Origin of the sequence: Caulobacter sp. HMWF025 (assembly GCF_003060965.1) — a bacterium.
In the GTDB taxonomy this organism is placed as follows: domain Bacteria; phylum Pseudomonadota; class Alphaproteobacteria; order Caulobacterales; family Caulobacteraceae; genus Caulobacter.
This window is the reverse complement of record NZ_QAII01000045.1, coordinates 1-21,728: the sequence shown is the minus strand read 5'-3', so window position 1 is coordinate 21,728 and position 21,728 is coordinate 1. Positions and strand designations below refer to the sequence as shown.

Below are 21,728 nucleotides of genomic sequence, written 5' to 3'. Positions count from 1 at the left end.
CCGCCGTGTTCAACCGCCTCCAGACCAAGCTGACGGTTCTCTATGCCGGGCTGTTTGCCCTGGCCCTGAGCCTTGTCGCCGTGACGGTCTATCTGGCGATTGTCGGCAATGCCCAGCAGACCGTCCGCAAGGAGCTGACCGCCACCGGTACGGTGTTCGACCGGGTATGGGCGTTGCGGACCCAGCGCCTGCAGGACGGGGCCGACCTGCTGTCGCGCGATTTCGGCTTCCGCGCCGCCTTCGCGACCCGTGATGCGCCCACCGTCGAATCCGCCATCACCAACCTGCGCCAGCGCCTCGGGCTGGACCTGGCCTTCACCGTCAGCGTCGAGGGTGAGGTGATCGGCATCGATCCCGGCCAACTGGACCTGGAAAAGCTCTGGACGGCCCTCGACGGCGAAACCGGGGCGCAGGGCGTTTTCGTCGTCAATGGCGCGCCCTACCAGATCATCTCGGCCCCCATCCTGTCGCCGAACCTGACCGGCTGGATCGTCTTTGCCGCCCGTCTCGACCGTCGCGAAATGCAGGCCCTCGAGCGTCTGTCGGCTATCGGCCTTGAGGCCCAGGTCTTTGACCGCCGGGGCCAGGCCTGGATCACCGACAGCATCACGGCCGACACGCCCCGTCTGGCCGTCTTTGTTGACACCGCCATCCGCGACAAGGCCGGTAAGCCCAGCCTGCTGAAGGGCAAGGCCGGCGAGAGCCTGGTGCTGGTCAAACCCTTGAAATCGCTGTCCTCAGACAGTGCAGCAGCGCTGGTCCTGCGCTATCCTATGGCCCTGGCCATGGCCCCTTACCGTCCCCTGATGGCGGGCGTGATCCTGGTCGGCCTGATCGGCGCAGCCCTGGTGGCTGCCGCCAGCTGGGCTCTGTCCCGGGGCCTCGCCCGGCCGATCATGGCCCTGGACGACGCCGCCCGCCGCCTGCAGCGGGGCGAGACGGTCCACGTCACGGTCCAGACCCAGGACGAGATCGGCCGTCTGGCCGACAGCTTCAATCACATGGCGACCGAGATCCGCGATCGCGAGGCCATGATCACCCACCAGGCCCTGCATGACGAAGAAACCGGCCTGCCCAATCGTCGGGCGCTGGAACGCGAGATCACCACGAGGCTTGCCCAGGTCGTTCCCGGTCAGCACGTCGTGGTCAGCGCCACAGGCCTTGACCGTTTCACCTTCGTGCGTAGCGCCATCGGCTATGAACTGGCGACCCAGCTGATTACTGAACTGGGCGCACGCATCGGCCTGATCTCGCCCGAAACCTTCATCGGCCGCCTGACCACCTCGACCCTGTGCGTTGTGGGCACGCATGACGATGTCGAGACGACGCTCTCCCGCATCGAAGCCGTCCTGACCGGACTGGAAGCCCCCATCCGCGTTCGCGGCGAGTTGGTGGACATCCATATGACCGTCGGTGTGGCGACCACCATTCCGGGCGGCCCGGATGCCCCCCGCGTGATCGAACAGTCGATGATCGCCCTCGATCAGGCCCGCGCCGCACGCCGCAAGGTGATGCTGTTTGACCCGGTGGCCTATGGCGATCCCTCCGGCAACCTGTCGCTGATGAGCGAGATGCTCGAAGGCGTCGCCAACGGGGCCCTGTTCCTCAACCATCAACCCAAGCTCGACCTGCGGTCTGGCCGGATCACCGGGGTCGAGGCCCTTGTGCGCTGGAAGCACCCCACGCGCGGGATGATGCGGCCGGATCTCTTCGTCGAGATGGCCGAGGAAACCGGTCATATCCGCGCCCTCACCGACTTCGTGCTGACCCAGGCCATCGCCGACCAGAAGGCCCTGCGCGCCGCCGGTCATGATGTCCTGATGTCGGTCAATGTCTCCGGCCGCCTGATCGACGATGCCGAATTCGCCGATCGCGCCATCGACCTCGTGGCCCGCGAAGGGGCCAGGGTCTGTTTCGAGATCACCGAAACGGCCGTCATCGGCAATCCCGACGTCGCCCTGGGCGTGCTCGACAAGCTGGCCGCAGCGGGCATTCCGGTTTCGATCGACGACTACGGTTCGGGTCTGTCGTCCCTCGCCTATCTGAAGCAGATCCGTGCTGACGAGCTGAAGATCGACAAGGCCTTCGTGCTGAAGCTGGAAGCCGGTGGCAAGGACGCCCTGCTGGTCAAGTCGACCGTGGACCTGGCCCACAGCCTCGGCATGAAGGTCACGGCCGAGGGGGTCGAGACCCGCGAAGCCCTGGCCCTGCTGCAACTGATGGGCTGCGACATTGCCCAAGGCTACCACATTGCCCGTCCGATGGCCCTGGAGCCCCTGACCACGTTCCTGGAGGGCTGGTCGATCGACATGCCGACAGACGTCGAAGCCGGTACGCTAAAGCACGCCTAGACAGCGATCCGAGCCAAAACAATCCTGTCATCCCGGCCGCAGCGAAGCGGAGCGCCGGGACCCAGGGGCCAACGCGATGCGGCTGCCCCTGGGCCCCGGATCGGCTACGCCGTCCGGGATGACAAGAGTTTAGCCTAGCTTGAAAACCGGGCCCTCAGGCCGACGCCTTCAGCAGGTCCAGCACCACGTGCAGGCTGTCGGCGATGTGCACGCACTTGTCGTGCATCTCCTCGTTCGGATCGAGGATGTCGGGCACCATCACGGTCATCATGCCGGCTGCATGGGCGGCCCGGACACCGGGGTGGGAATCCTCAAGCGCCAGGCACGCCGCAGGGTCGATGCCGATCCGCCGGGCCGCTTCCAGATAGGGATCGGGATGCGGCTTGTGACGGGTGACGTCCGCATGGGCGACTACGGCATGGAAGCGGCGCTGCAGGTCAAACCGGCCCAGATAGCGCTCGACCGCGGGCATACCGTTCGAGGTGGCGATGGCCCGCGGCAGGCCCCGGTCATCCAGATAGTCAAGGATCTCGACCACCCCGGCCTTCAGGCGGGTTTCGGCCTCGAGCAGGTCCTCGACATCGTTCCAGACCCTTTCGAAATAGGCCTGGACCGGAAAGTCCTCGCCATAGAGGCCGCGTAGCAGCACGGCGCTTTCGGGATTGGTCCGGCCGACCAGGGCCGCATAGATCTCGCCGGTGAACTGGATACCGAAGGTCGCACCGGCTTCGATCATCGCCGCGCGATAGACGATCTCGGTGTCCAGCAGCAGGCCGTCCATGTCGAAGACCACCGCCTCGACGCGGCGGGGAAAACTCACGAGACGAACTCCGCCGCCGTATAGCCCTGGAAGTAAAGCAGGGTCGTCAGATCGGTGTAGTCGACCTTGGCATGGGCCTGGGCGGCAACGATCGGCTTGGCCCGATAGGCCACCCCGAGGCCGGCCGCCTCGATCATGGCCAGATCATTGGCCCCGTCGCCGACCGCAAGAGCGTCGGCCGGCGTCAGGCCGAGAGCGGCCGTTTCCTCGCGCAGGGCCGCCAGCTTGGCTTCCTTGCCGAGGATCGGATCGCCGACCTGTCCGGTCAGCCTGCCATCCGCCTCGATCAGGGTGTTGGCGCGATTGAGGTGGAAGCCTGCCGCCTCGGCCACGCGACGGGTGAAGAAGGTGAAGCCACCCGAAACCAGGGCGCAGCGGGCCCCATGGGCGGCCATGGTCGTAACGAGGGTCCGGGCCCCGGGATTGAGCTGGACGCGCTCGTCATAACAGGTCTGCAGCGCCCCGACCGACAGGCCGGCCAGCATGCCGACCCGCTCGCGCAGCGCGCCCTCAAAGGCCAGTTCGCCGCGCATGGCCCGCTCGGTGATCTCGGAGACCTTGTCCTTGACCCCGGCGAAGTCGGCCAGTTCATCGAGGCATTCAACATTGATGATCGTCGAGTCCATATCGGCGATCAGCAGGCGCTTGCGGCGATTGGCCAGAGCCTGAACGGCGAAATCGACCGGCTGGTCGCCGATCAGCGAGGCAATCTGGGCCTTGAGATCAGCGACATCGCCGGTTGCGGTCAGGTCGAAAGCCTCGGGCCCGAGCGGGACCGGTGTCCCCAGATCCAGGGCGCGGGCGATGGTTTCGGCCCCGGGGCCGACGAGCGTGATGGCGAGCATGGGCGGGCGCTAAGCCAGGTGCCAGCGCCCGTCAAGCCGGGTCAGTTGCCCGTTATGCCCGTACAGCGCTGCATCAGGGCCGCACCGGCCTCGCGCCCGAGATCCTCGGCCTTGCCCCCGGCCGCCGGCTTGACCAGCTGCAGGACCTGGTTGACCCCGGCCTCATAGGTCTGGGTCGGCGTCAGCCCCAGGGCACTGCCCTCGACAAAGCCCTCATCCATCATCGCCCGACCCTTGAAGCCGAGGGCACTAAGGACCGTCTGGATGGCCTTGCCGTTCGGGTCCTTGGCGAACAGGTCCGGATAGCCGTCCGCCACCTTGCCGAGGATCAGTAGGACCGCCCCGCAACCGACCTTCTCGCTGGAGGCCGGGCTCAGGCCCGTCGCCGGCGGAAGCCCCTGGACCGGCGGCGTCGCCGCTGCGGGCCTGACGGCCTTGGTGCCGATGTCGGCCGCTGTCGCCAGCACTGGCGAAAGCCCCACGGATGCGGCAAGGCTGGCCGCGACGAAATAGGACGGACGCATGAGCTCCCCTGTGATGGACGCAACCCTGGATCAGGCCAAGGCCCCTGATGTTCGCATCTGGCTGATCGGCGGTCCGACGGCAAGCGGCAAGTCGGCCTATGCCCTGCGTCTGGCCGAACAGATCGGCGGTGAGATCGTCAATGCCGACTCCATGCAGATCTATGCCGGCCTGCGGGTCCTCACCGCCGCCCCGTCCGAAGACGAAATGGCCAGGACCCCGCATCATCTGTTCGGTGTCGTCGACGCCGCCGAGGGCTGGTCGGTCGGCCGCTGGCTCGCTGCCGCCGACGAGGCCCTGAGGCGGATCGCCCAGCGCGGCCGTCCCGCCATCGTGGTCGGCGGAACCGGCCTCTATTTCCGGGCCCTGACCCATGGTCTGGCCGAAGTGCCGCCGGTCTCGGAAACGCAGCGCGAGATCTCCAGCCTGCTCTACGCCGCCCAGGGCGAGGCGGAATTTCGCGAGGTCCTGCAGACCCTCGACCCCGAGGCCGAGGCGCGGATCGAGCGCGGCGATCGCCAGCGCCTGCTGCGGGCCCATGCCGTGGCGGTGGCGACAGGCCGCTCCCTGACCGCCTGGCAGGCCGACACCCGCCCAACCCTGGTGCCCGGCAGCTGGAAGGGTCTGCTGCTGGATCCGCCCCGCGCCGAGCTCTATGCCCGCTGTGATGCGCGCCTCGGTCTGATGGTCGAAGACGGCGCGCTGGCGGAGGTGGAAGCGATGCAGGCCCGGGGCCTGGATCCAGCCCTGCCCGCCCTGAAGGCCGTCGGCTATCGCGAACTGGCCAGCTATCTGCGCCGCGAAACCACCCTGCCCGCCGCCCTCGACGCCGCCCGCCAGGAAACCCGCCGCTACGCCAAGCGCCAGCTGACCTGGTTCCGCAACCAGACTCCGGACTGGGAGCGGATTTCGGGAACGGCCTCCAACGATCAAGGACATTAGCCTATGACCCACCTCGCCGCCCTCGCCGAAGCCGTCGCCGAGCGCCTGATTGCCCGGGGCGAAACCCTCGCCATCGCCGAATCCTCGTCCGGAGGACTGATCTCGGCGGCCCTGCTGGCCGTGCCGGGCGCGTCGAAGTTCTATATCGGCGGCAGCGTCGTCTATACGGCCCGGGCCCGGATGCGGCTGCTGGACATCCCGCACAAGGCCACAGAGGGCATGCGCTCGGCCAGCGAACCCTATGCCGCCCTGCTGGCCCGGGTGACCCGCGAAAACCTGAAGGCCACCTGGGGCCTGTCGGAAACCGGCGCAGCCGGACCGACCGGCAATGCCTATGGCGACGCGGCCGGTCACACCTGCCTGGGGGTCGCCAATGCCGAGGGCGAGACGGCCTTTACCCTGGAGACCGGCAGCGAGGACCGGGCCGCCAACATGCAGGCCTTCGCCGCTGCCGCCCTGGAACGGCTGCTGGACGCACTGAAAGATTGAACTTCGGGCAAAAAAGGCACAACCTTGCCGCCAACCCCGCCTTGACGCCCTCCTTCGCGCATGGCATCACCCTTTCCGTAGCTTTGGAGCAAGACTTGTGCGCAAAACCATGGACGTACTTATGGAGCGGCTGTCCGCGATGTGACCCTGAAGTCACGTCGTAGTTCAGTCGCGCGCGCAAAGGTCCTTCGGGACCTTTTTTCTTTTCCGCCTACCCCTTCCCGCCTTTCCACCGGACCATCGCCATGACCGCCCACCAGACCATCGAGAGCCCCGCTCCCGCCGAAACCGCCGACCGCGCCATGACCGGTGCCGAGATTGTGGTTCGCGGCCTCGTGGACCAGGGCGTCGAGGTGCTGTTCGGCTATCCGGGCGGCGCGGTCCTGCCGATCTATGATGCGCTGTTCCATGAGCCGCGCCTGCAGCACATCCTGGTTCGCCACGAACAGGGCGCGACCCATGCCGCCGAAGGCTATGCCCGCAGTTCGGGCAAGCCGGGCGTGGTCCTGGTCACCTCGGGCCCGGGCGCGACCAATGCCATCACCGGCATCATGGACGCCCTGATGGACTCCATCCCGATGGTCGTCATCACCGGCCAGGTCCCCACCCACCTGATCGGCACCGACGCCTTCCAGGAAGCCGACACGGTCGGCATGACCCGCTCGTGCACCAAGCACAACTACCTGGTCAAAGACGTCCGCGACCTGCCCCGGATCATCCACGAGGCCTTCAAGATCGCCACCACCGGTCGCCCCGGCCCGGTGCTGATCGACATCCCCAAGGACGTCCAGTTCGCCAAGGGCGAGTATTTTGGTCCGCACGAGGTCGCCTCGACCCATGCCTATAACCCCAGGACCAAGGGCGAGGCCGGCCGCATTGCCGAGGCCGCCAAGCTGATCGCCCAGGCCCGCCGGCCGATCTTCTACACCGGCGGCGGCGTCATCAATGCCGGTCCCCGGGCCAGCGAACTGCTGCGGGAGTTCCAGGCCCTGACCGGCGCGCCGGTCACCTCGACCCTGATGGGCCTGGGAGCCTTCCCGGCCGCCGATCCGGCCTGGCTGGGCATGCTGGGCATGCACGGCACCTTCGAAGCCAACAACGCGATGCACGACTGTGACGTGATGATCTGCGTTGGGGCCCGCTTCGATGACCGCGTCACCGGCCGGCTGGATGCTTTCTCTCCCGGCAGCAAGAAGATTCACATCGATATCGACGCCTCGTCGATCAACAAGAACGTCCGCGTCGACCTGCCGATCATCGGCGATGCCGCCAGCGTGCTGGAAGACCTGATCGCCGCCTGGAAGGCCGCCGGGCACCAGCCCAACAAGGCGGCCCTGAGCGACTGGTGGGCCCAGATCGACACCTGGCGCGCCCGTCAGTGCCTGAACTACCGGGCCTCCGAGACCACCATCAAGCCGCAATACGCCATCCAGCGCCTGTATGAGCTGACCAAGGGCCGTGACACCTACATCACCACCGAGGTCGGCCAGCACCAGATGTGGGCGGCGCAGTTCTACCGCTTCGAGGAACCCAACCGCTGGATGACCTCGGGGGGCCTGGGCACCATGGGCTACGGCCTGCCGGCCGCCCTGGGCGTGCAACTGGCCCATCCCGGGGCGCTGGTGGTCGACATCGCCGGCGAGGCCTCGATCCAGATGTGCATCCAGGAGCTGTCGACGGCGATCCAGTTCGACCTGCCGGTCAAGATCTTCATCCTCAACAACGAGTGGATGGGCATGGTCCGCCAGTGGCAGCAGCTGCTGCACGGCGAGCGCTACAGCCACTCCTATTCCGACAGCCTGCCCGACTTCGTGAAGCTGGCCGAGGCCTATGGCGCGGTCGGCATCCGCTGCTCGGACCCGGCGGAGCTGGATGGGAAGATCCTGGAGATGATCAACAGCGACAAGGTCGTGGTCTTCGACTGCCGCGTCGAGAAGCACGAGAACTGCCTGCCGATGATTCCCTCGGGCAAGGCCCACAATGAGATGATCATGGGCGAGGTCGAGGACATCGGCAACGTCATCGGCGAGGCCGGCGCGGGACTGGTCTGACGATCCCCCTCGCCCCCTTCCCACTCCTTGCTTAGAAGCGTGCCATGACCAACGCCCCCGCCGCCCTCGGATCCGCCTACGACATGCCCACCGCCGCCCAGGCCGAGCAGACGGCGACCTTCGCCCTGCTGGTCGACAACGAGCCGGGCGTGCTGCACCGCGTCGTCGGCCTGTTTGCCGCCCGCGGCTACAACATCGAAAGCCTGACGGTCGCCGAGACCGACCGCAAGTCTCACACCAGCCGCATCACCGTGGTGACGCGAGGCACGCGCCAGGTGCTGGACCAGATCGAGGCCCAGCTGAACAAGGTGGTCAATGTCCGCCGCGTCCACGATGTGACTCGCGACCCTAACGGCGTCGAACGCGAACTGGCCCTGGTCAAGGTGCGCGGTTTGGGCGCGGAGCGGGTCGAGGCCCTACGGATCGCCGACATCTTCCGGGCCAAGCCAGTGGACACCACCCTGGAAAGCTTCGTGTTCGAGATTTCGGGTGCGCCGTCCAAGATCGACAAGTTCCTTGACCTGATGCGCCCCCTGGGTCTGGTGGAAGTGTCGCGAACGGGCGTCCTGTCGATCGAACGCGGCCTCGAGGGCATGTAGGCGGCGGCCATCCCCGGCCATTTGACCGGCAAGCCTTCCCTCGCCCGACCGAAGTCCCTATATTGGATTTGTCCGGTCTCGGCCGGACTATGGGGATAAACGCGCACGTAATAAGCGGACTGGACCCGGGTGCGATTCCCGGCGGCTCCACCAATCCTTCCCGAGTTATCACGGGATGCATGGGGCCGATCAGCATCGACAGACGTGTAAAGGTGTTATGCTTTCTCTCGGCGTGGCTCACCGTATCGGGCCGCTAAACTAACTGCGAACGATAACTTCGCTGAAGAGTTCGCCGTCGCCGCGTAATGCGGTGCAGGTGAATTCGCCTCTTAAGTCCTAGGGGTTCAGATCCTTAGGCGGGGCCCGGAGGGAGCCTGCCAACAGAATCCCTCCACTTTCCAAAAGTGGCAGCCGAGGCTCCCTCCTCCGGCTTCTAGCGGACATGAGGGAGCCTGAAGGGCCGCGTCCACGGGCCGCATACCCCTTTGAAAATAGTGCACTCGATGACGCCCCCGCCATCTTTGCCGAAGGGGCATGACAGGCTAGGCTGGGAGTCTCGTTTCAGTTCCCTGTTTCTGACGGACCGCATGGCCCAATCCAATCCGCCTGAAGACTTGATGCAGTATGAGGCCATGGCGCAGGACGCCCTGCGTGGCGTGGTCAAGGCGGCCCTGAAGAAGGCGGCTGCGCCCGGCGGCCTGCCCGAGCCGCACCACCTCTACATCACCTTCAAGACACAGGCGGCCGGCGTCTCCGGCCCGCAGGACCTGCTGGGCAAGTATCCGGACGAGATGACCATCATCCTGCAGCATCAGTACTGGGATCTGGCCCCGGGCGAGACCTTCTTCTCGGTCACGCTGAAGTTCGGCGGCCAGCCGAAGCGCCTGTCGGTCCCCTATGCGGCAGTGACCCGGTTCTACGATCCGTCGGTTCAGTTCGCCCTGCAGTTCGAGGCGCCCGATATCGTGCCACCGGAACCGACCGACGAGCCTGAGCCGGACTCGCCGTCGCCCCCGTCGGGCGAAGACGCGCCCAAGATCATCTCTCTCGACCAGTTCCGGAAGAAGTAGACCGTGAGCGACGTCGCGGCGGACGAGCCCCAGGCCCTGACCGACGAGGCGATCCTCGCCCGCTTCCGCGCGTCCAAGAATGCGCCGACAGGCTCGCAGACCCTCGGCTTCGAGCTACTGGCCGTTTGCCAGGCCGAGCGTGAGGTCGAGGTCGCCTTCACGGCCCGGGCGGACCTTCTGTGCAATCCCATGGGCCAGATCCAGGGCGGCTATGTCTGCGCCATGCTCGACGAGTGCATGTCGGTGGCGGGCATGATCACTTCCGGCATGACCCACGTCGTCCCCACCTTGGAGATGAAGACCAGCTTCCTGCGTCCGGCCATGCCCGGCGCGTTGCGGGGCATCGGTCGGGTCGTCAAATGGGGCCGGACGGTCTGCTTCACCGAGGGCGAACTCTACGACAGCGAGGGACGGCTGCTGGCCAAGGCCAGCGGAACGGCCATCCCCACCCCCTTCGCCCGGTTCAAGAAATAGGGCGGAGCGATGGGGCGCACAGCGGGCATTCTCGTCGGCCTCGTTCTGTTCGTGCTCGCCCCTTCGGTCCAGGCCCAGACCCCATTTTCGCGCTGGTCCGCCGTGGTCGTGGCCGGTGACTGGCATGCCCATTCCGGCGGTCCGACGGAAGCCTTCGACAATGCCCGTCGCGACGTCGCCGACACCCTGGCAGGCCTGGGCTTTGCCCGGACGGCCATCCGCCAGTATTCGGTGCGCCCTGAACGCTATCCGGGCCAGGGACCCGAGCCGGCTGAGATCACCGCGATCCACCAGGGTCTGAAAGACAGCGCCCAGACAGCCAGGTCCGGTTGTCTCTTCTACATCAGCAGCCACGGCGGACCGGAGGGAGCCCTGCTGGGTGAAGACCTGCTGCGCCCGTCGCGTCTGGCCGCACTGATCGACGATGCCTGTCCCGCCCGCCCTGCGGTGGTGGTCATTTCGGCCTGCTTCTCGGGCGTCTTCATCCCGGCCCTGCAGAAGCCCAACCGGATGATCCTGACAGCCGCCCGCCCCGACCGGGCCTCGTTCGGATGTGGCGAGAGCGATCGTTATCCGTTCTTCGACGACTGCTTCCTGTCTTCCGCCAAGGGGGCACGGGATTTCATCGCCCTCGGTTCGGCGGTGCAGGCCTGCGTAGCCCGCAAGGAGGTCGAGGTCGGGGCAGCGCCCCCCTCCGAGCCCCAGGTCTGGATCGGCCCGGCCCTGCGCCCGTTCCTGCCGCTGTACGCATTCGACAGGCGAAAGCCCCCTGAACGATAGGGCGGCTCCAGTATTCGCGAGGAACAGTGCACGCCGCTCTTTGAACGCTGTGCGAGGCGCCCTAGAAGTCACTGGAACTCCGCCTGCATTGTCCCAGAGGTCGGCCCCTTGACGTCACGCCTTTTGTCCGGCTCCGCCCTGCTTGCGGTCTTGATCGGCCTTCTTCTTCCGGCCGGCCTCGTCGGGGCCCAGGAGACCACGCCGCCGGCCGAGCCCGCCGCGTCAGTGACCTCGACCGGTCCTGCAGCGCCCGTCGCCGAGGGGCCGCGTCCCTATGCCAGTCTGAAGCGACCCGCCCGCCTGCGTCCACGGCCCGTGGCCTTCGCGACGCGTCCCGTCACGGCACCGCCGGCTGCGCCTGCCGACATCCCCCAGGTCCCGGTGGCCACGGCCGCCGCCGCCCTGCCCGCTCCAGAGCTCGAAGCCTTCGTTGATGGCCTGATGCAGCGCGGCATGGTCGAGGACCATATCGCCGGGGCGACGATCTCGGTGGTTCAGAACGGCCAGGTGATCCTGAAGAAGGGCTATGGCGTCGCCAGCGTAAAGAGTCGCCGCGCCGTCGATCCCGACAGGACCCTGTTCCGCGTGGCGTCGATCTCCAAGACCTTCACCTGGATCACCCTGATGAACGAGATCGAGGCCGGCCGCATGCGGCTGGACGGCCCGGTCAATCTCTATCTGCCGGAAGCAATCCAGATCCGCGGCAAGAACATGGGTCCGGTGCGTCTGCGCGACCTGATGACCCATACGCCGGGCTTTGAAGACCGGGCCATGGGCCAGTTGTTCGAGCAGGACTGGCAGCGCGTTCGGCCGCTGAACGAGTATCTGCGCCAGGAACGTCCGCGCCGCGTGCGGGAGCCCGGCACCCTGCCGTCCTATTCCAACTATGGCGCGGCCCTGGCCGGGGCCGCCGTGGCCAATGTCACCGGCAAGCCGTTCGAGCAGCTGGTGGCCGAAGAGATCCTGTTCCCGGCCGGCATGACCCGCACGACCTTCCGCGACGCCCGCCCGTGGCGCGAAGATCTGCCGGCCCCGATGTCACCGGCCCTGGCCGCCGACCGCTCGGACGGCTTCCGCTGGACGCCGCTGGGCTGGCAGGAGCAACCGCCGGAAATGACCGGCCAGATCGCGCCGGCCGGCGGGGCCTCGTCCACGGCCGCCGACATGGCCCGCTACATGATGCTCCTGCTGGGCGGCGGCACCCTGGACGGCAAGACCGTCTATTCGCCCCGCACGGCCAAGGCTTTCGAGACGGTGATGTATCGCCCAACCCCGGATGCGGCCGGATGGAACGCCGGATTCCAGGACATCCCGCTGCCGGGCGGTCGCCGGGGCTTCGGCCATGCAGGCGACACCCTGTGGTTCCACTCGAACCTCGTCGTGGTGCCCGACCTCGGCCTCGGCATCTTCATTGCGGTCAATACCGACACCGGCGCGGAACTCCCGTCCGAGATCCCGTCAGCCATCATTTCCCACTTCTACGCCCGACCACCGGCTGTGCCAGTGAGCCGTGCCCTCAATGCGGAAGACGCCCGGCGCTATGAAGGCGACTATCTGGGCACCCGCCGTGCCTATCACGGCCTCGAAGCCTTTGTTGGCCGGATCATCCGGCTGGCCAAGGTCAGGGCGACCCCGGACGGGCAACTGGCCATCCTGATGGACGGCAAGTCGACCCTGTGGAATGCGACCAGCCGTCCCGGTGTCTTCCAGTCGGTCAACGGCCCGGAAGTGGTCGCTTTCGAGACCGCCGGGGAAAGGGCCGTTCGCTTCTACCCGAACGGCGGCTGGGCCGCTTTCGAGCGCGTCGGCTTCCCGTACGGGGCGGGCCTCCTGACCTGGGTCGTGGTTCTGTCGGCCCTGGCCTCGGTCGCAACCCTGGCCGGCGTGTTCGTGCGCAATCGCCGCGAGACCCGCCAGACCCCGACCCAGACACGCGCCAATCTCCTGCAGACGACGCAGGCCGTGCTTTGGCTGATCGCGCTGGGCTGTGTCGGGGTCTTCGCCTCCAAGAGCAACGACATTGCCGCCGTGTTCTTCAACTGGCCCAGCGGCTGGCTCGTCACCGGCTCGGCCTGCGCCCTGGTCGCCAGTGTGCTGGCCGTGGTGACCCTGCTGATGGCCCCGATGGTCTGGAAGGGCGGCCGCCGGGTCGACAGCTGGACCACCCTGCGCAAGGTCGCCTTCACCTACACGACCCTGCTTTACATCGGGCTGGCGATCCTGCTCGGACTCTGGAACGTCCTGCTGCCCTGGGGCGGCTAGCCTTCCAGCGTGCGGCGCAGGACGTCCGTATCGCGCTTGCGGACGACGATGATGATCCGCTCGCGCTCGCCGGACCGGCGCTCGACCAGCAGTCGGGCGACCTGGGCGTCATCGTGAAAGGCATAGCCCTTGATGGCGTCCAGCAGGGCCTTGGCCAGGTTGTCGAGGTCCATCCAGGGCGGCTCGCCGACATAGTCCATGACAATGTCGACTTCGAACTCGCCCCAGGCCGGACGCGATCCCCGCCAGACCTTGCGGAAGAACTCGTAGATCAGCGGCTTGTAGTACTTGGCCTGGGTGGTGAGACCGTCGACCTCGAGGGTCAGTTCACCGTTCGCCTCGCAGGCGCGCACCTTGCCGTGATGGGTCCAGCCGTCGTTCATCAGGGCGTCTTAAGGCCTTACGGCTTTGCAGTCTTCTCCCCCTTTCGCTAAACCCGCGCCAATAGCACGTGAGGGATCTGCTCCATGACCGCCACCCGCATCGAGACCGATACGTTCGGCCCCATCGAAGTCGCCGCCGACCGCTACTGGGGCGCTCAGGCCCAGCGTAGCCTCGGCAACTTCAAGATCGGCTGGGAAAAGCAGCCCCTGCCGGTGGTGCGGGCCCTCGGCATCGTCAAGCGGGCGGCCGCCGAGGCCAACCTTGCGCTCGGCAAGCTTGATCCGAAGATCGCCGAGACGATCATCGCTGCCGCCAATGAAGTGATCGAAGGCAAGCTCAACGACCACTTCCCGCTGGTGGTCTGGCAGACGGGGTCGGGCACCCAGTCGAACATGAACGCCAACGAGGTGATCTCGAACCGCGCTATCGAGATGCTGGGCGGCGAGATGGGTTCGAAGAAACCGGTCCACCCCAATGACCACGTCAATATGAGCCAGTCGTCGAACGACACCTTCCCGACGGCCATGCACATCGCCTGCGCCGAGCAGGTGGTCCACGATCTGCTCCCGGCCCTGAAGCACCTGCACACGGCCCTCGCTGCCAAGGCCGCCGAGTGGAAGGACATCATCAAGATCGGCCGCACCCACACCCAGGACGCCACGCCCCTGACCCTGGGCCAGGAGTTCGGCGGCTATGCCCAGCAGATCGAGAACGGCATCGCCCGCATCGAGATGACCCTGCCGATGCTGATGCAACTGGCCCAGGGCGGCACCGCCGTCGGCACCGGCCTGAACGCACCCGTGGGCTTTGCCGAACTGGTCGCCGAGAAGATCGCCGGCGTCACGGGCCTGGCCTTCACCACCGCCCCCAACAAGTTCGAGGCCCTGGCCGCCCACGACGCCATGGTCTTCAGCCACGGGGCCATAAACACGGTGGCCGCCAGCCTGTTCAAGATCGCCAACGACATCCGCTTCCTGGGCTCTGGTCCGCGCGCCGGCCTCGGCGAACTGTCCCTGCCGGAAAACGAGCCCGGCTCGTCGATCATGCCGGGCAAGGTCAATCCGACCCAGTCCGAAGCCCTGACCCAGGTCTGCGCCCAGGTGTTCGGCAACCACTCGACCCTGACCTTCGCCGGCAGCCAGGGCCATTTCGAGCTGAACGTCTTCAACCCGGTGATGGCCTACAACTTCCTGCAGTCGGTGCGTCTGGTGGCCGACGCGGCGATCAGCTTCACCGACAACTGCGTGGTCGGCATTGAGCCGCGCGTCGACAACATCCGGAAGGGCGTCGAGAACAGCCTGATGCTGGTCACAGCCCTGAACGGCAAGCTGGGCTATGACGCCTGCGCCAAGATCGCCAAGACGGCGCACAAGAACGGCACCACCCTGCGCGAGGAAGCCGTCGGCGGCGGCTACCTGACCAATGAAGAGTTCGACCAGTTCGTGCGTCCGGAGAAGATGATCTCGCCGGGCTGATGCTTCAGCTCGTCAGGCTCTTTGACGACCTGCCGGAGGATTTCGACGCGCTCGCCGCCGAAGCCTCCGGCGAAGGCGTGCGCAACATGGCCCTGCTGTCGGATGGCTGGCGGGCGGGCGTACGTTTCCAGGGTGATGGCGAAGCCCTGCTCGCAGCGTTTCTGGCCGGCACGCTGGCCGGCGTCGGCGGCCTCTCTGTCGAGCCCGATGCCGCCGAACCGGCCCGCCGCCTGCGGCGCTTCTATGTGCGCCCGGACTTCCGCCGCAGGGGTGTCGCCACCGCCCTCGCCTCCGCCCTGGTCCAGGAAGGCCTCGACAGCGTCAGCCTCCTGACGGTCAACGCCCGCGCCTCTCATGCGGCAGGTCCGTTCTGGCAAGCCCAGGGCTTTGTGACCGATACGAGCGGCCCCTGGACCCATGTGATGCGGCGCTGATCAGCCAAGCCGAAGCTTACCGCTTGACAACCTCGCGGCCGATCGGGGCCAGGGCGATCATGGCCAGCTGGAAGTCCTTGATCGCGAAGGGAATGCCGACGATCGTGATGGCTTCGGCAAAGGCGATCATCAGGTGGCTGAGGGCGATGTACCAGCCGCCCAGCAGGAACCAGACAATGTTGAGCAGGAAGCCCAGCGGCCCGGTGCCGAGGTCATGCTGGCCGCTGACGATCTCGCGGCTGACGATCTCCTTGCCGAACGGCCAGAAGGCAAAGCCGGCGATCCGCCAGGCCGCGCCCGTATAGGGCAAGCCGACAATGGTGATGGCCAGCAGCGCGCCGCCCAGCAGCCAGAGCAGGCCGGAGATCCAGCCCCCCAGGATAAACCACAGGATATTCAGTATCAGCCGGATCATCGTGACCGTCTCCCCACTCAGGACCTAGAGGTGGTCGTGTTCCGGCCTTTTGTCGAGATCAGCGGGGCAGCCTTACGCCGAATTCACCATGCCGGGACGATGCGCCTATTTGATCAGCTGCCAGCGCCGGGTCCAGCGCCCCTTGCCGACCTGGGACAGGGCCAGCAGGTAGAGCCCGGCATAGATCACCGTGCCGGTGCCGATCAGGGCCCAGCTCCAGGGTCCGGGCATGTGCAGGGTCGGAGCCGTGTCGATCCAGTCATGGCGCGGTGAGGTCAGCTCCAGCCAGAGTCCGCCGACCCAGGCGGCGGAGAACAGGGCCACGACCGGATAGCGCAGCAGCGGACTCTTCTGGATCAGCAGCAGGGCCTGGATCAGGCTGACCGCGACAAAGGCCGATATCCCGACCAGCCAGGGCCACCAGGGCCCGGGGACAAAACGGGCGGTCCTTAGTCCGGCCCACAGCGGGGCCCACAGAACCGGCCCGAACAGCAGCAGCAGAAGCACCAGGCCCAGCAGCACGCCGACACCGCCGCCGATCACCTTGCCGGCCGCCTCGCCGGCCTCATGGGCCCGCACATTGGGATCTCCGGCGGGATTGGCCGGTGAGGTCGCAATCACGGTCTGCAATCGCGGCAGGGGCTCGTCCGGTGATGCGCCCAGGCGCGGCGGCAGCGGACGTTGCGCCATCAGGCTCTCCGGCTGACCGCGAAGTCGGCCAGGCTTTCCAGCGCCTCGCGCCAGTCATTGGCCGGGAAAACAGCCAGGGCCGCCTTGGCCTTGTCGGCATAGTCGGCGGCGAGGTCGAGAGTCGCGTCCAGCGCGCCCGAGCCGATGATCAGCTCGCGGGCCCGGCGGAAGTCGGCCTCGGTCTGTTCGCGACGGCCGATGGCCCGCTCCCAGAACTCGGCCTCGCGCGGACCCGACCGGGCGATAGCCAGCAGCAGCGGCAAGGTGGCCTTGCCTTCGCGGAAATCATCCCCGGCATTCTTGCCCAGCGTCTCGGTCGCGCCACCGTAGTCGAGGGCGTCGTCAGCCAGCTGGAAGGCCAGGCCGAGGTTCAGGCCATAGGACCGAAGGGCTTCAGAGCGAACGGCATCCACACCGGCTGAAACGGCACCGGCTTCAGAAGCCGCGGCGAACAGTTCAGCGGTCTTGGCCGCGATGATGTCGAGATAGATGGCCTGCGACAGGTTGAGGTCGTGGCTGCGGGTCAGCTGCAGCACCTCGCCCTCGGCGATCACCCGGCTGGCGCGGGCCAGGATCTCCAGTGCCTTCATCGAGTCGGTCTCGACCATCAGCTCGAAGGCGCGGGCGAACAGGAAGTCGCCGACCAGAACGCTTTGCGCCGCGCCCCAGATCAGATGGGCGGCGACCTTGCCGCGCCTCAGCTGGCTGCCGTCGACCACGTCGTCATGCAGCAGGGTCGCGGTGTGGATGAACTCGACCGAAGCGGCCAGCTTGAGACAGGCCGCATTGTCGGAGCCGGCCAGGCGGGCCGCCGCCACGGTCAGAAGCGGCCGCAGGCGCTTGCCGCCGGCCGCGATCAGGTGCTCGGCGAGGGCCGGAATCACCGGCACGTCGCTCTGCATGCGTTCGGTGATCAACTGGTCGACCCCGGCCATGTCGGCGGCGGCCAGACGCACGAGACGATCCACCGATCCCGGTTGTCGGGCGAGGGTCGCTGCTGCTGCGTCCAAGACCATGCTCTCCTTGACCGGCACTTGATGGTGCCCGGGCCTCACCTACGCCTCCCAGCGGGATCAGCCGTTGCGAGGGACAATGGTGGCGGGATAGGTCAGGGTCAAGGCGAGCACAAGGCTTGATGCGTTGGACGAGAGCAAGGTCACCGAAGATCGGGTGCTGAACGGCAGGATTCGCCTGCGCCAGACCCTCGGCGGCTACCGCGCGGGGCTGGATGCGGCCCTGCTGGCGGCCGCCTGCGACTCAGGGCCGGGCGATCGCGTGCTCGAGGCCGGCTGCGGCGTGGGCGGGGCCCTGCTGGCCGCTGCGGCCCGCAGACCTGATACGACCTTCTGCGGCCTTGAGCGCGCCCCGGAGGCGGCGGCCCTGGCGCGCGACAATGTCGCCCTCAACGCCTTGGGCACACGGGTCGAGATCCTCGAAGGCGATGTCCAGACCGGCTTCAGGGCCCTGGAGCGGCCAGTCTTTGATTCCGTCATGGCCAATCCGCCGTTCTTTGACGATCCCTCGGCCCTGCGCGCCCCGGCTCCGGAAAAGACCGGGGCCTGGATGGCCGACGGCGGGCTCGCCGCCTGGACGGTTTTTCTGCTCAAGGCCGTGCGCGAGGGCGGCCGGATCACGATCGTCCATCGTGCGGATCGTCTCGCCGACATCCTGACCCTGCTCGCCCCCAAGGCCGGATCCTTCCGGATTCGCCCCGTTCAACCCTTTGCCGACGCCCCGGCCAAGCGCGTGCTGGTGCGGGCCATCAAGACGGGCAAGGCCCCTCTGGTGCTGTTGCCGCCCCTCGTGCTGCACGACCGGAACGGCGGTCAGCACACGGCAGAGACCGAGGCGATTCTGCGGGGCGATACCGACCTGCCCTGGTGAGCCCGGATCCGATAGCCGCCGGGCAAAAGCGCTCCTAAGGTACGGGCCTGTTCAGGAGCGCCCCATGAGTCTCGCCTTTCCACTGCGTGCCGGCCTGCTGGCCGCGGCTGCGGTCTTCGCCCTCACCTCGGCAGCGCACGCCCAGACGCCCGCCCTGACGCCGGATATCGACGGCAAGTATGTCGCCGCCAAGGTCGGCTATGACTACGAGAAGCGCGTGGTGATGATCCCCATGCGCGACGGCGTGAAGCTCTACACCGTCATCGTGATACCCAAGGGCGGCAAGAACCTGCCGATCATCATGACGCGGACGCCCTACAATGCGGCCAAGCGTGCAACCCGTAACGACAGCCCGCGGATGATCTCGACCCTGCCCCAGGGCGACGAGCCGTTCGTGGCCGACGGCGGCTATATCCGGGTCTTCCAGGACGTTCGCGGCAAGTATGGCTCGGAAGGCGACTATGTGATGACCCGGCCCCTGAAGGGCCCGCTCAATTCCTCAGAGGTCGATCACTCGACCGACGCCTATGACACCATCGACTGGCTGGTGAAGAACGTGCCCGAGACCAATGGCAAGGTCGGCATGATGGGCAGTTCCTATGAGGGCTTCACGGTGGTGATGGCCCTGGTCAATCCGCATCCGGCCCTGAAGGTCGCCGCGCCGATGAGCCCGATGATCGACGGCTGGATGGGCGACGACTGGTTCCACCACGGCGCGTTCCGGCAGATCAATTTCGACTTCTTCGCCAGCCAGACCACCGCCCGCGGAGCCGCCGACGAGGTGACCCGGCCCGGCTATGACGACTACGAGACCTTCCGCCGGGCCGGATCGGCGGGCGACTATGCCAGGCTGAACGGTCTCGACGGCCTGCCCTGGTGGAAGAAGCTGGTGGAAAACACCGCCTATACGCCGTTCTGGAGCGAGCAGGCCCTCGACGGGACCATGGCCAAGACGCCGCTCAAGGTGCCGGTCATGTGGATCCAGGGCCTGTGGGACCAGGAAGACATGTGGGGCGGCGTCCATGCCTATGCCGCTACCGAGCCCAAGGACACGGCCAACGACAAGAGCTTCCTGGTGCTGGGCCCATGGCGGCACAGTCAGGTCAATTATGACGGCTACAACCTGGGCCCGTTCAAGTGGGAGGGCGACACCGCCCTGCAGTTCCGGCGCGATACCCTCAAGCCGTTCTTCGACCAGTATCTGAAGGACGGTGCGCCCAAGGCCGACACTCCGCCCGTGCTGATCTACAATACCGGTGCCAATCACTGGGACCGCTTTAAGACCTGGCCGCTGGCTTGCGAGAGCAACTGCCAGAGCAAGTCCAGGCCGTTGTACCTGGCCCCGGGTGGCGGACTCTCCTTTACCGCCCCGGCTGCGGCCAAGGGACCGGCGGCCTATGACGAGTATGTCGCTGACCCGGCCAAGCCCGTGCCCTATGTGCCGCGCCCGGTGCGGTTCGCCGACGGGGATCGCTGGAAGACATGGCTGGTCACCGACCAGCGCGCCTTTGCCGACCGCACCGACGTCCTGACCTACACCACCGCCCCGCTCGACAAGCCCCTGACCATCGCCGGGGTTCCCAAGGTCAATCTGGTTGCCTCGACCAGTGGCACCGACAGCGACTGGGTGGTCAAGCTGATCGATGTCTATCCCGACGAGGTCCCCAGCCAGCCGGAACTGGGCGGCTACCAACTGGCTGTGGGCATGGACATCTTCCGGGGGCGCTACCGTGAGAGCTTCAGTGCCCCCAAGGCGATCAAGGCCGATACGCCGCTGAAGTACGACTTCATCCTGCCGACCGCCAACCACACCTTCCTGCCGGGTCACCGGATCATGGTGCAGGTGCAGTCCAGCTGGTTCCCGCTCTATGACCGCAACCCGCAGACCTTCGTGCCCAACATCTTCCTGGCCAAGCCGGCGGACTATGTGAAGGCCACCCAGCGGGTGTTCCACGCCGGAGATACGGCCAGCTTCATCGAACTGCCGGTCGTGGAGACGAAGTAGTTCCTCCCCCTGATGGAGGAGGATCAAGACACAAAGAGGCCGGCGGATCACCGCCGGCCTCTTCATCGTCTGGAGCCTGCTGCGGTCAGCGCTTGGGCTGTTCCATCTTGCCGGCCTTGTCAGCCTGTCCGCCGGGATTGTGCCCGGGCTCGGGCTTGCGGGTCTCGGCCTGCTTCTGCTGTTGACCCGGAGCCTGGCGCGACGGTTCGCTGGGCTGCTGCGGCGGATTGCGAGTGTTCTCGGCCATGGGCTTGGTCCTCTGCAAGGCACGCTGATTGCGCACGGAGAAAGAACGGCCGGAGCGACGGGCCGTTCCTCCGGCCCAGCTGCCTTAGTTGCGGCTTAGCTTCTGAATCTGCACGGGTTTCGCGATGATCTGCCCCTTCAGGTAGGGATCATCGGCCGAACTGGTCGTCGGCGCGTCATGGATCAGCCGGACGACGGACATGCCTTCAACCACCCGCCCGAAGGCCGCAAAACCCTGACCGTCAGGATTACGCGCGCCGCCGAAATCCAGGGCGGGATTGTCGCCCAGGCAGATGAAGAACTCCGACCCCGCCGTGCCCGGCGCGGCCCGGGCCATCGAGATGACGCCGTCCGTGTGCAGGAGGCCCGTGACCTTGGTGGTCTCGTGGGCGATGGCCGGCATGGGACTGTCATCGCGGTTCAGCCCGCCCTGGATGACGCTGATGGTGGCCGGGTTATTGTCGTTGCGGGGCGAGACGGTGCGATAGAAGCTGCCCCCGTCCAGCAGGTGCTTGTCCGCATAGGCCAGGAAATTGGCCACGGTGATCGGGGCCCGGTCGGGGTACAGTTCAAGGACGATGACGCCGAGGTCCGTGATCATCTGTAACCGGACGGGCGCCGGAGCTGCCGCGACCAGCGGCAGGGCGGCGGCAAATGCGAGCAGATGGCGACGGGAGATCATGACAGGGCAGCTCGCTTGACGTCGGTGTGAGTGAAGTCGTTTCCCTTGAACAGCAGCGGCTCATCCATGTCCTTAGCAAGCGAATAGGCAAAACAGACGCCATAATTCAGCGCAACGCGAGACCGCCCCCTGCCGTAGGTCCGCCAGGCCACGGCAACGATAGAGGTCTGATGGATGGCCTGGGTCAGGCTCTACCCGGTGGCGAGGGCGTTTGCACAAGCCAGAGCCTCTGTTTCCACCCGCTTGATGCTGATGCCCATTCTAGAACCACCTTTGACGTTTCTAGAATATGGCGGAATCCCCCCGGC

Annotated in this window: 22 protein-coding genes and 1 other RNA gene; 14 read left to right on the top strand and 9 right to left on the bottom strand. The window is 66.7% G+C overall.

The annotated features are described in order from the left end of the window. Nucleotides 1-5 precede the first annotated feature (5 nt). Nucleotides 6-2,351, top strand: coding sequence for a putative bifunctional diguanylate cyclase/phosphodiesterase (locus DBR10_RS05595; RefSeq protein WP_108503855.1), 2,346 nt, complete (start codon nucleotides 6-8; stop codon nucleotides 2,349-2,351). 154 nt (nucleotides 2,352-2,505) lie between these two features. On the opposite strand, the gene DBR10_RS05590 is transcribed toward DBR10_RS05595, so the two are convergent. The 3 genes from DBR10_RS05590 to DBR10_RS05580 are packed head-to-tail and all read right to left on the bottom strand — an operon-like array spanning nucleotide 2,506 to nucleotide 4,540. Further along, entirely contained in the window at nucleotides 2,506-3,171 is a 666-nt protein-coding gene (locus DBR10_RS05590) for an HAD family hydrolase (protein WP_108503854.1), read from the bottom strand. Beyond that, nucleotides 3,168-4,016, bottom strand: coding sequence for a phosphoserine phosphatase SerB (gene serB, locus DBR10_RS05585; protein WP_108503853.1), 849 nt, complete (start codon nucleotides 4,014-4,016; stop codon nucleotides 3,168-3,170). The genes DBR10_RS05590 and serB overlap by 4 nt, the downstream gene beginning before the upstream one ends. Nucleotides 4,017-4,057: 41 nt before the next feature. Next, on the bottom strand, nucleotides 4,058-4,540 hold the full coding sequence (locus DBR10_RS05580) for a hypothetical protein (protein ID WP_108503852.1): 483 nt from the start codon (nucleotides 4,538-4,540) through the stop codon (nucleotides 4,058-4,060). A gap of 13 nt (nucleotides 4,541-4,553) precedes the next feature. Between DBR10_RS05580 and miaA the strand changes: the two genes are divergently transcribed. From miaA to DBR10_RS05535, 9 genes are all read left to right on the top strand, one after another. Continuing rightward, the gene (gene miaA, locus DBR10_RS05575) at nucleotides 4,554-5,480 is read left to right on the top strand and encodes a tRNA (adenosine(37)-N6)-dimethylallyltransferase MiaA (RefSeq protein WP_108556203.1); all 927 of its coding nucleotides are present in this window, start codon (nucleotides 4,554-4,556) and stop codon (nucleotides 5,478-5,480) included. Between the two features lie 3 nt (nucleotides 5,481-5,483). Continuing rightward, on the top strand, nucleotides 5,484-5,969 hold the full coding sequence (locus DBR10_RS05570) for a CinA family protein (RefSeq protein WP_108556202.1): 486 nt from the start codon (nucleotides 5,484-5,486) through the stop codon (nucleotides 5,967-5,969). Between the two features lie 245 nt (nucleotides 5,970-6,214). Continuing rightward, the gene (locus DBR10_RS05565; RefSeq protein ID WP_108505410.1) at nucleotides 6,215-8,020 is read left to right on the top strand and encodes an acetolactate synthase 3 large subunit; all 1,806 of its coding nucleotides are present in this window, start codon (nucleotides 6,215-6,217) and stop codon (nucleotides 8,018-8,020) included. A gap of 44 nt (nucleotides 8,021-8,064) precedes the next feature. Continuing rightward, the gene (ilvN, locus tag DBR10_RS05560) at nucleotides 8,065-8,619 is read left to right on the top strand and encodes an acetolactate synthase small subunit (RefSeq protein ID WP_108486826.1); all 555 of its coding nucleotides are present in this window, start codon (nucleotides 8,065-8,067) and stop codon (nucleotides 8,617-8,619) included. Between the two features lie 31 nt (nucleotides 8,620-8,650). After that, nucleotides 8,651-9,015, top strand: a transfer-messenger RNA (tmRNA) gene (gene ssrA / locus DBR10_RS05555). A 191-nt stretch (nucleotides 9,016-9,206) separates the two neighbouring features. Beyond that, nucleotides 9,207-9,689: an SspB family protein gene (locus tag DBR10_RS05550; protein WP_108486825.1), complete on the top strand. Its 483-nt coding sequence runs from the start codon at nucleotides 9,207-9,209 to the stop codon at nucleotides 9,687-9,689. 3 nt (nucleotides 9,690-9,692) lie between these two features. Beyond that, nucleotides 9,693-10,163, top strand: coding sequence for a PaaI family thioesterase (locus DBR10_RS05545; protein WP_108505493.1), 471 nt, complete (start codon nucleotides 9,693-9,695; stop codon nucleotides 10,161-10,163). Nucleotides 10,164-10,172: 9 nt separating this feature from the next. Further along, complete coding sequence (locus tag DBR10_RS05540) at nucleotides 10,173-10,943, top strand: C13 family peptidase (RefSeq protein ID WP_108505492.1); 771 nt, start codon at nucleotides 10,173-10,175, stop codon at nucleotides 10,941-10,943. A gap of 150 nt (nucleotides 10,944-11,093) precedes the next feature. Next, nucleotides 11,094-13,205: a serine hydrolase domain-containing protein gene (locus DBR10_RS05535; protein ID WP_233243287.1), complete on the top strand. Its 2,112-nt coding sequence runs from the start codon at nucleotides 11,094-11,096 to the stop codon at nucleotides 13,203-13,205. On the opposite strand, the gene DBR10_RS05530 is transcribed toward DBR10_RS05535, so the two are convergent. After that, nucleotides 13,202-13,588, bottom strand: coding sequence for a RusA family crossover junction endodeoxyribonuclease (locus tag DBR10_RS05530; RefSeq protein ID WP_108505491.1), 387 nt, complete (start codon nucleotides 13,586-13,588; stop codon nucleotides 13,202-13,204). The two genes, DBR10_RS05535 and DBR10_RS05530, sit on opposite strands and share 4 nt — an antisense overlap. 84 nt (nucleotides 13,589-13,672) lie before the next feature. Here DBR10_RS05530 and fumC point away from each other — a divergent pair, with 84 nt between their 5' ends. Together fumC and DBR10_RS05520 are read left to right on the top strand one after the other, a co-directional pair. Continuing rightward, a complete protein-coding gene (gene fumC / locus DBR10_RS05525; protein ID WP_108505490.1) occupies nucleotides 13,673-15,064 on the top strand; it encodes a class II fumarate hydratase in 1,392 nt (463 codons plus the stop codon). Further along, nucleotides 15,064-15,498, top strand: a complete 435-nt coding sequence (locus DBR10_RS05520) for a GNAT family N-acetyltransferase (protein WP_108505489.1) — start codon at nucleotides 15,064-15,066, stop codon at nucleotides 15,496-15,498. The genes fumC and DBR10_RS05520 overlap by 1 nt, the downstream gene beginning before the upstream one ends. 16 nt (nucleotides 15,499-15,514) lie before the next feature. On the opposite strand, the gene DBR10_RS05515 is transcribed toward DBR10_RS05520, so the two are convergent. From DBR10_RS05515 to DBR10_RS05505, 3 genes are all read right to left on the bottom strand, one after another. Further along, nucleotides 15,515-15,913 carry a YccF domain-containing protein gene (locus DBR10_RS05515; protein ID WP_108505488.1) on the bottom strand — a complete coding sequence of 133 codons (399 nt, stop codon included), beginning with the start codon at nucleotides 15,911-15,913 and terminating at the stop codon, nucleotides 15,515-15,517. Nucleotides 15,914-16,018: 105 nt separating this feature from the next. Next, complete coding sequence (locus tag DBR10_RS05510) at nucleotides 16,019-16,603, bottom strand: hypothetical protein (RefSeq protein ID WP_108505487.1); 585 nt, start codon at nucleotides 16,601-16,603, stop codon at nucleotides 16,019-16,021. Then, entirely contained in the window at nucleotides 16,603-17,613 is a 1,011-nt protein-coding gene (locus DBR10_RS05505; protein WP_199223567.1) for a polyprenyl synthetase family protein, read from the bottom strand. Before DBR10_RS05505 ends, DBR10_RS05510 begins: the two co-directional genes overlap by 1 nt. A gap of 130 nt (nucleotides 17,614-17,743) precedes the next feature. Between DBR10_RS05505 and DBR10_RS05500 the strand changes: the two genes are divergently transcribed. Both DBR10_RS05500 and DBR10_RS05495 read left to right on the top strand, forming a co-directional pair. Then, entirely contained in the window at nucleotides 17,744-18,487 is a 744-nt protein-coding gene (locus tag DBR10_RS05500; RefSeq protein ID WP_108505485.1) for a tRNA1(Val) (adenine(37)-N6)-methyltransferase, read from the top strand. A 64-nt stretch (nucleotides 18,488-18,551) separates the two neighbouring features. Further along, a complete protein-coding gene (locus tag DBR10_RS05495) occupies nucleotides 18,552-20,492 on the top strand; it encodes a CocE/NonD family hydrolase (RefSeq protein WP_108505484.1) in 1,941 nt (646 codons plus the stop codon). An 85-nt stretch (nucleotides 20,493-20,577) separates the two neighbouring features. Here the strand turns inward: DBR10_RS05495 and DBR10_RS19255 are convergent, their stop codons facing one another. Together DBR10_RS19255 and DBR10_RS05490 are read right to left on the bottom strand one after the other, a co-directional pair. After that, nucleotides 20,578-20,739: a hypothetical protein gene (locus DBR10_RS19255; RefSeq protein WP_199223565.1), complete on the bottom strand. Its 162-nt coding sequence runs from the start codon at nucleotides 20,737-20,739 to the stop codon at nucleotides 20,578-20,580. Between the two features lie 84 nt (nucleotides 20,740-20,823). Continuing rightward, the gene (locus tag DBR10_RS05490; RefSeq protein ID WP_108556201.1) at nucleotides 20,824-21,420 is read right to left on the bottom strand and encodes a peptidylprolyl isomerase; all 597 of its coding nucleotides are present in this window, start codon (nucleotides 21,418-21,420) and stop codon (nucleotides 20,824-20,826) included. Between the last annotated feature and the right edge of the window lie 308 nt (nucleotides 21,421-21,728).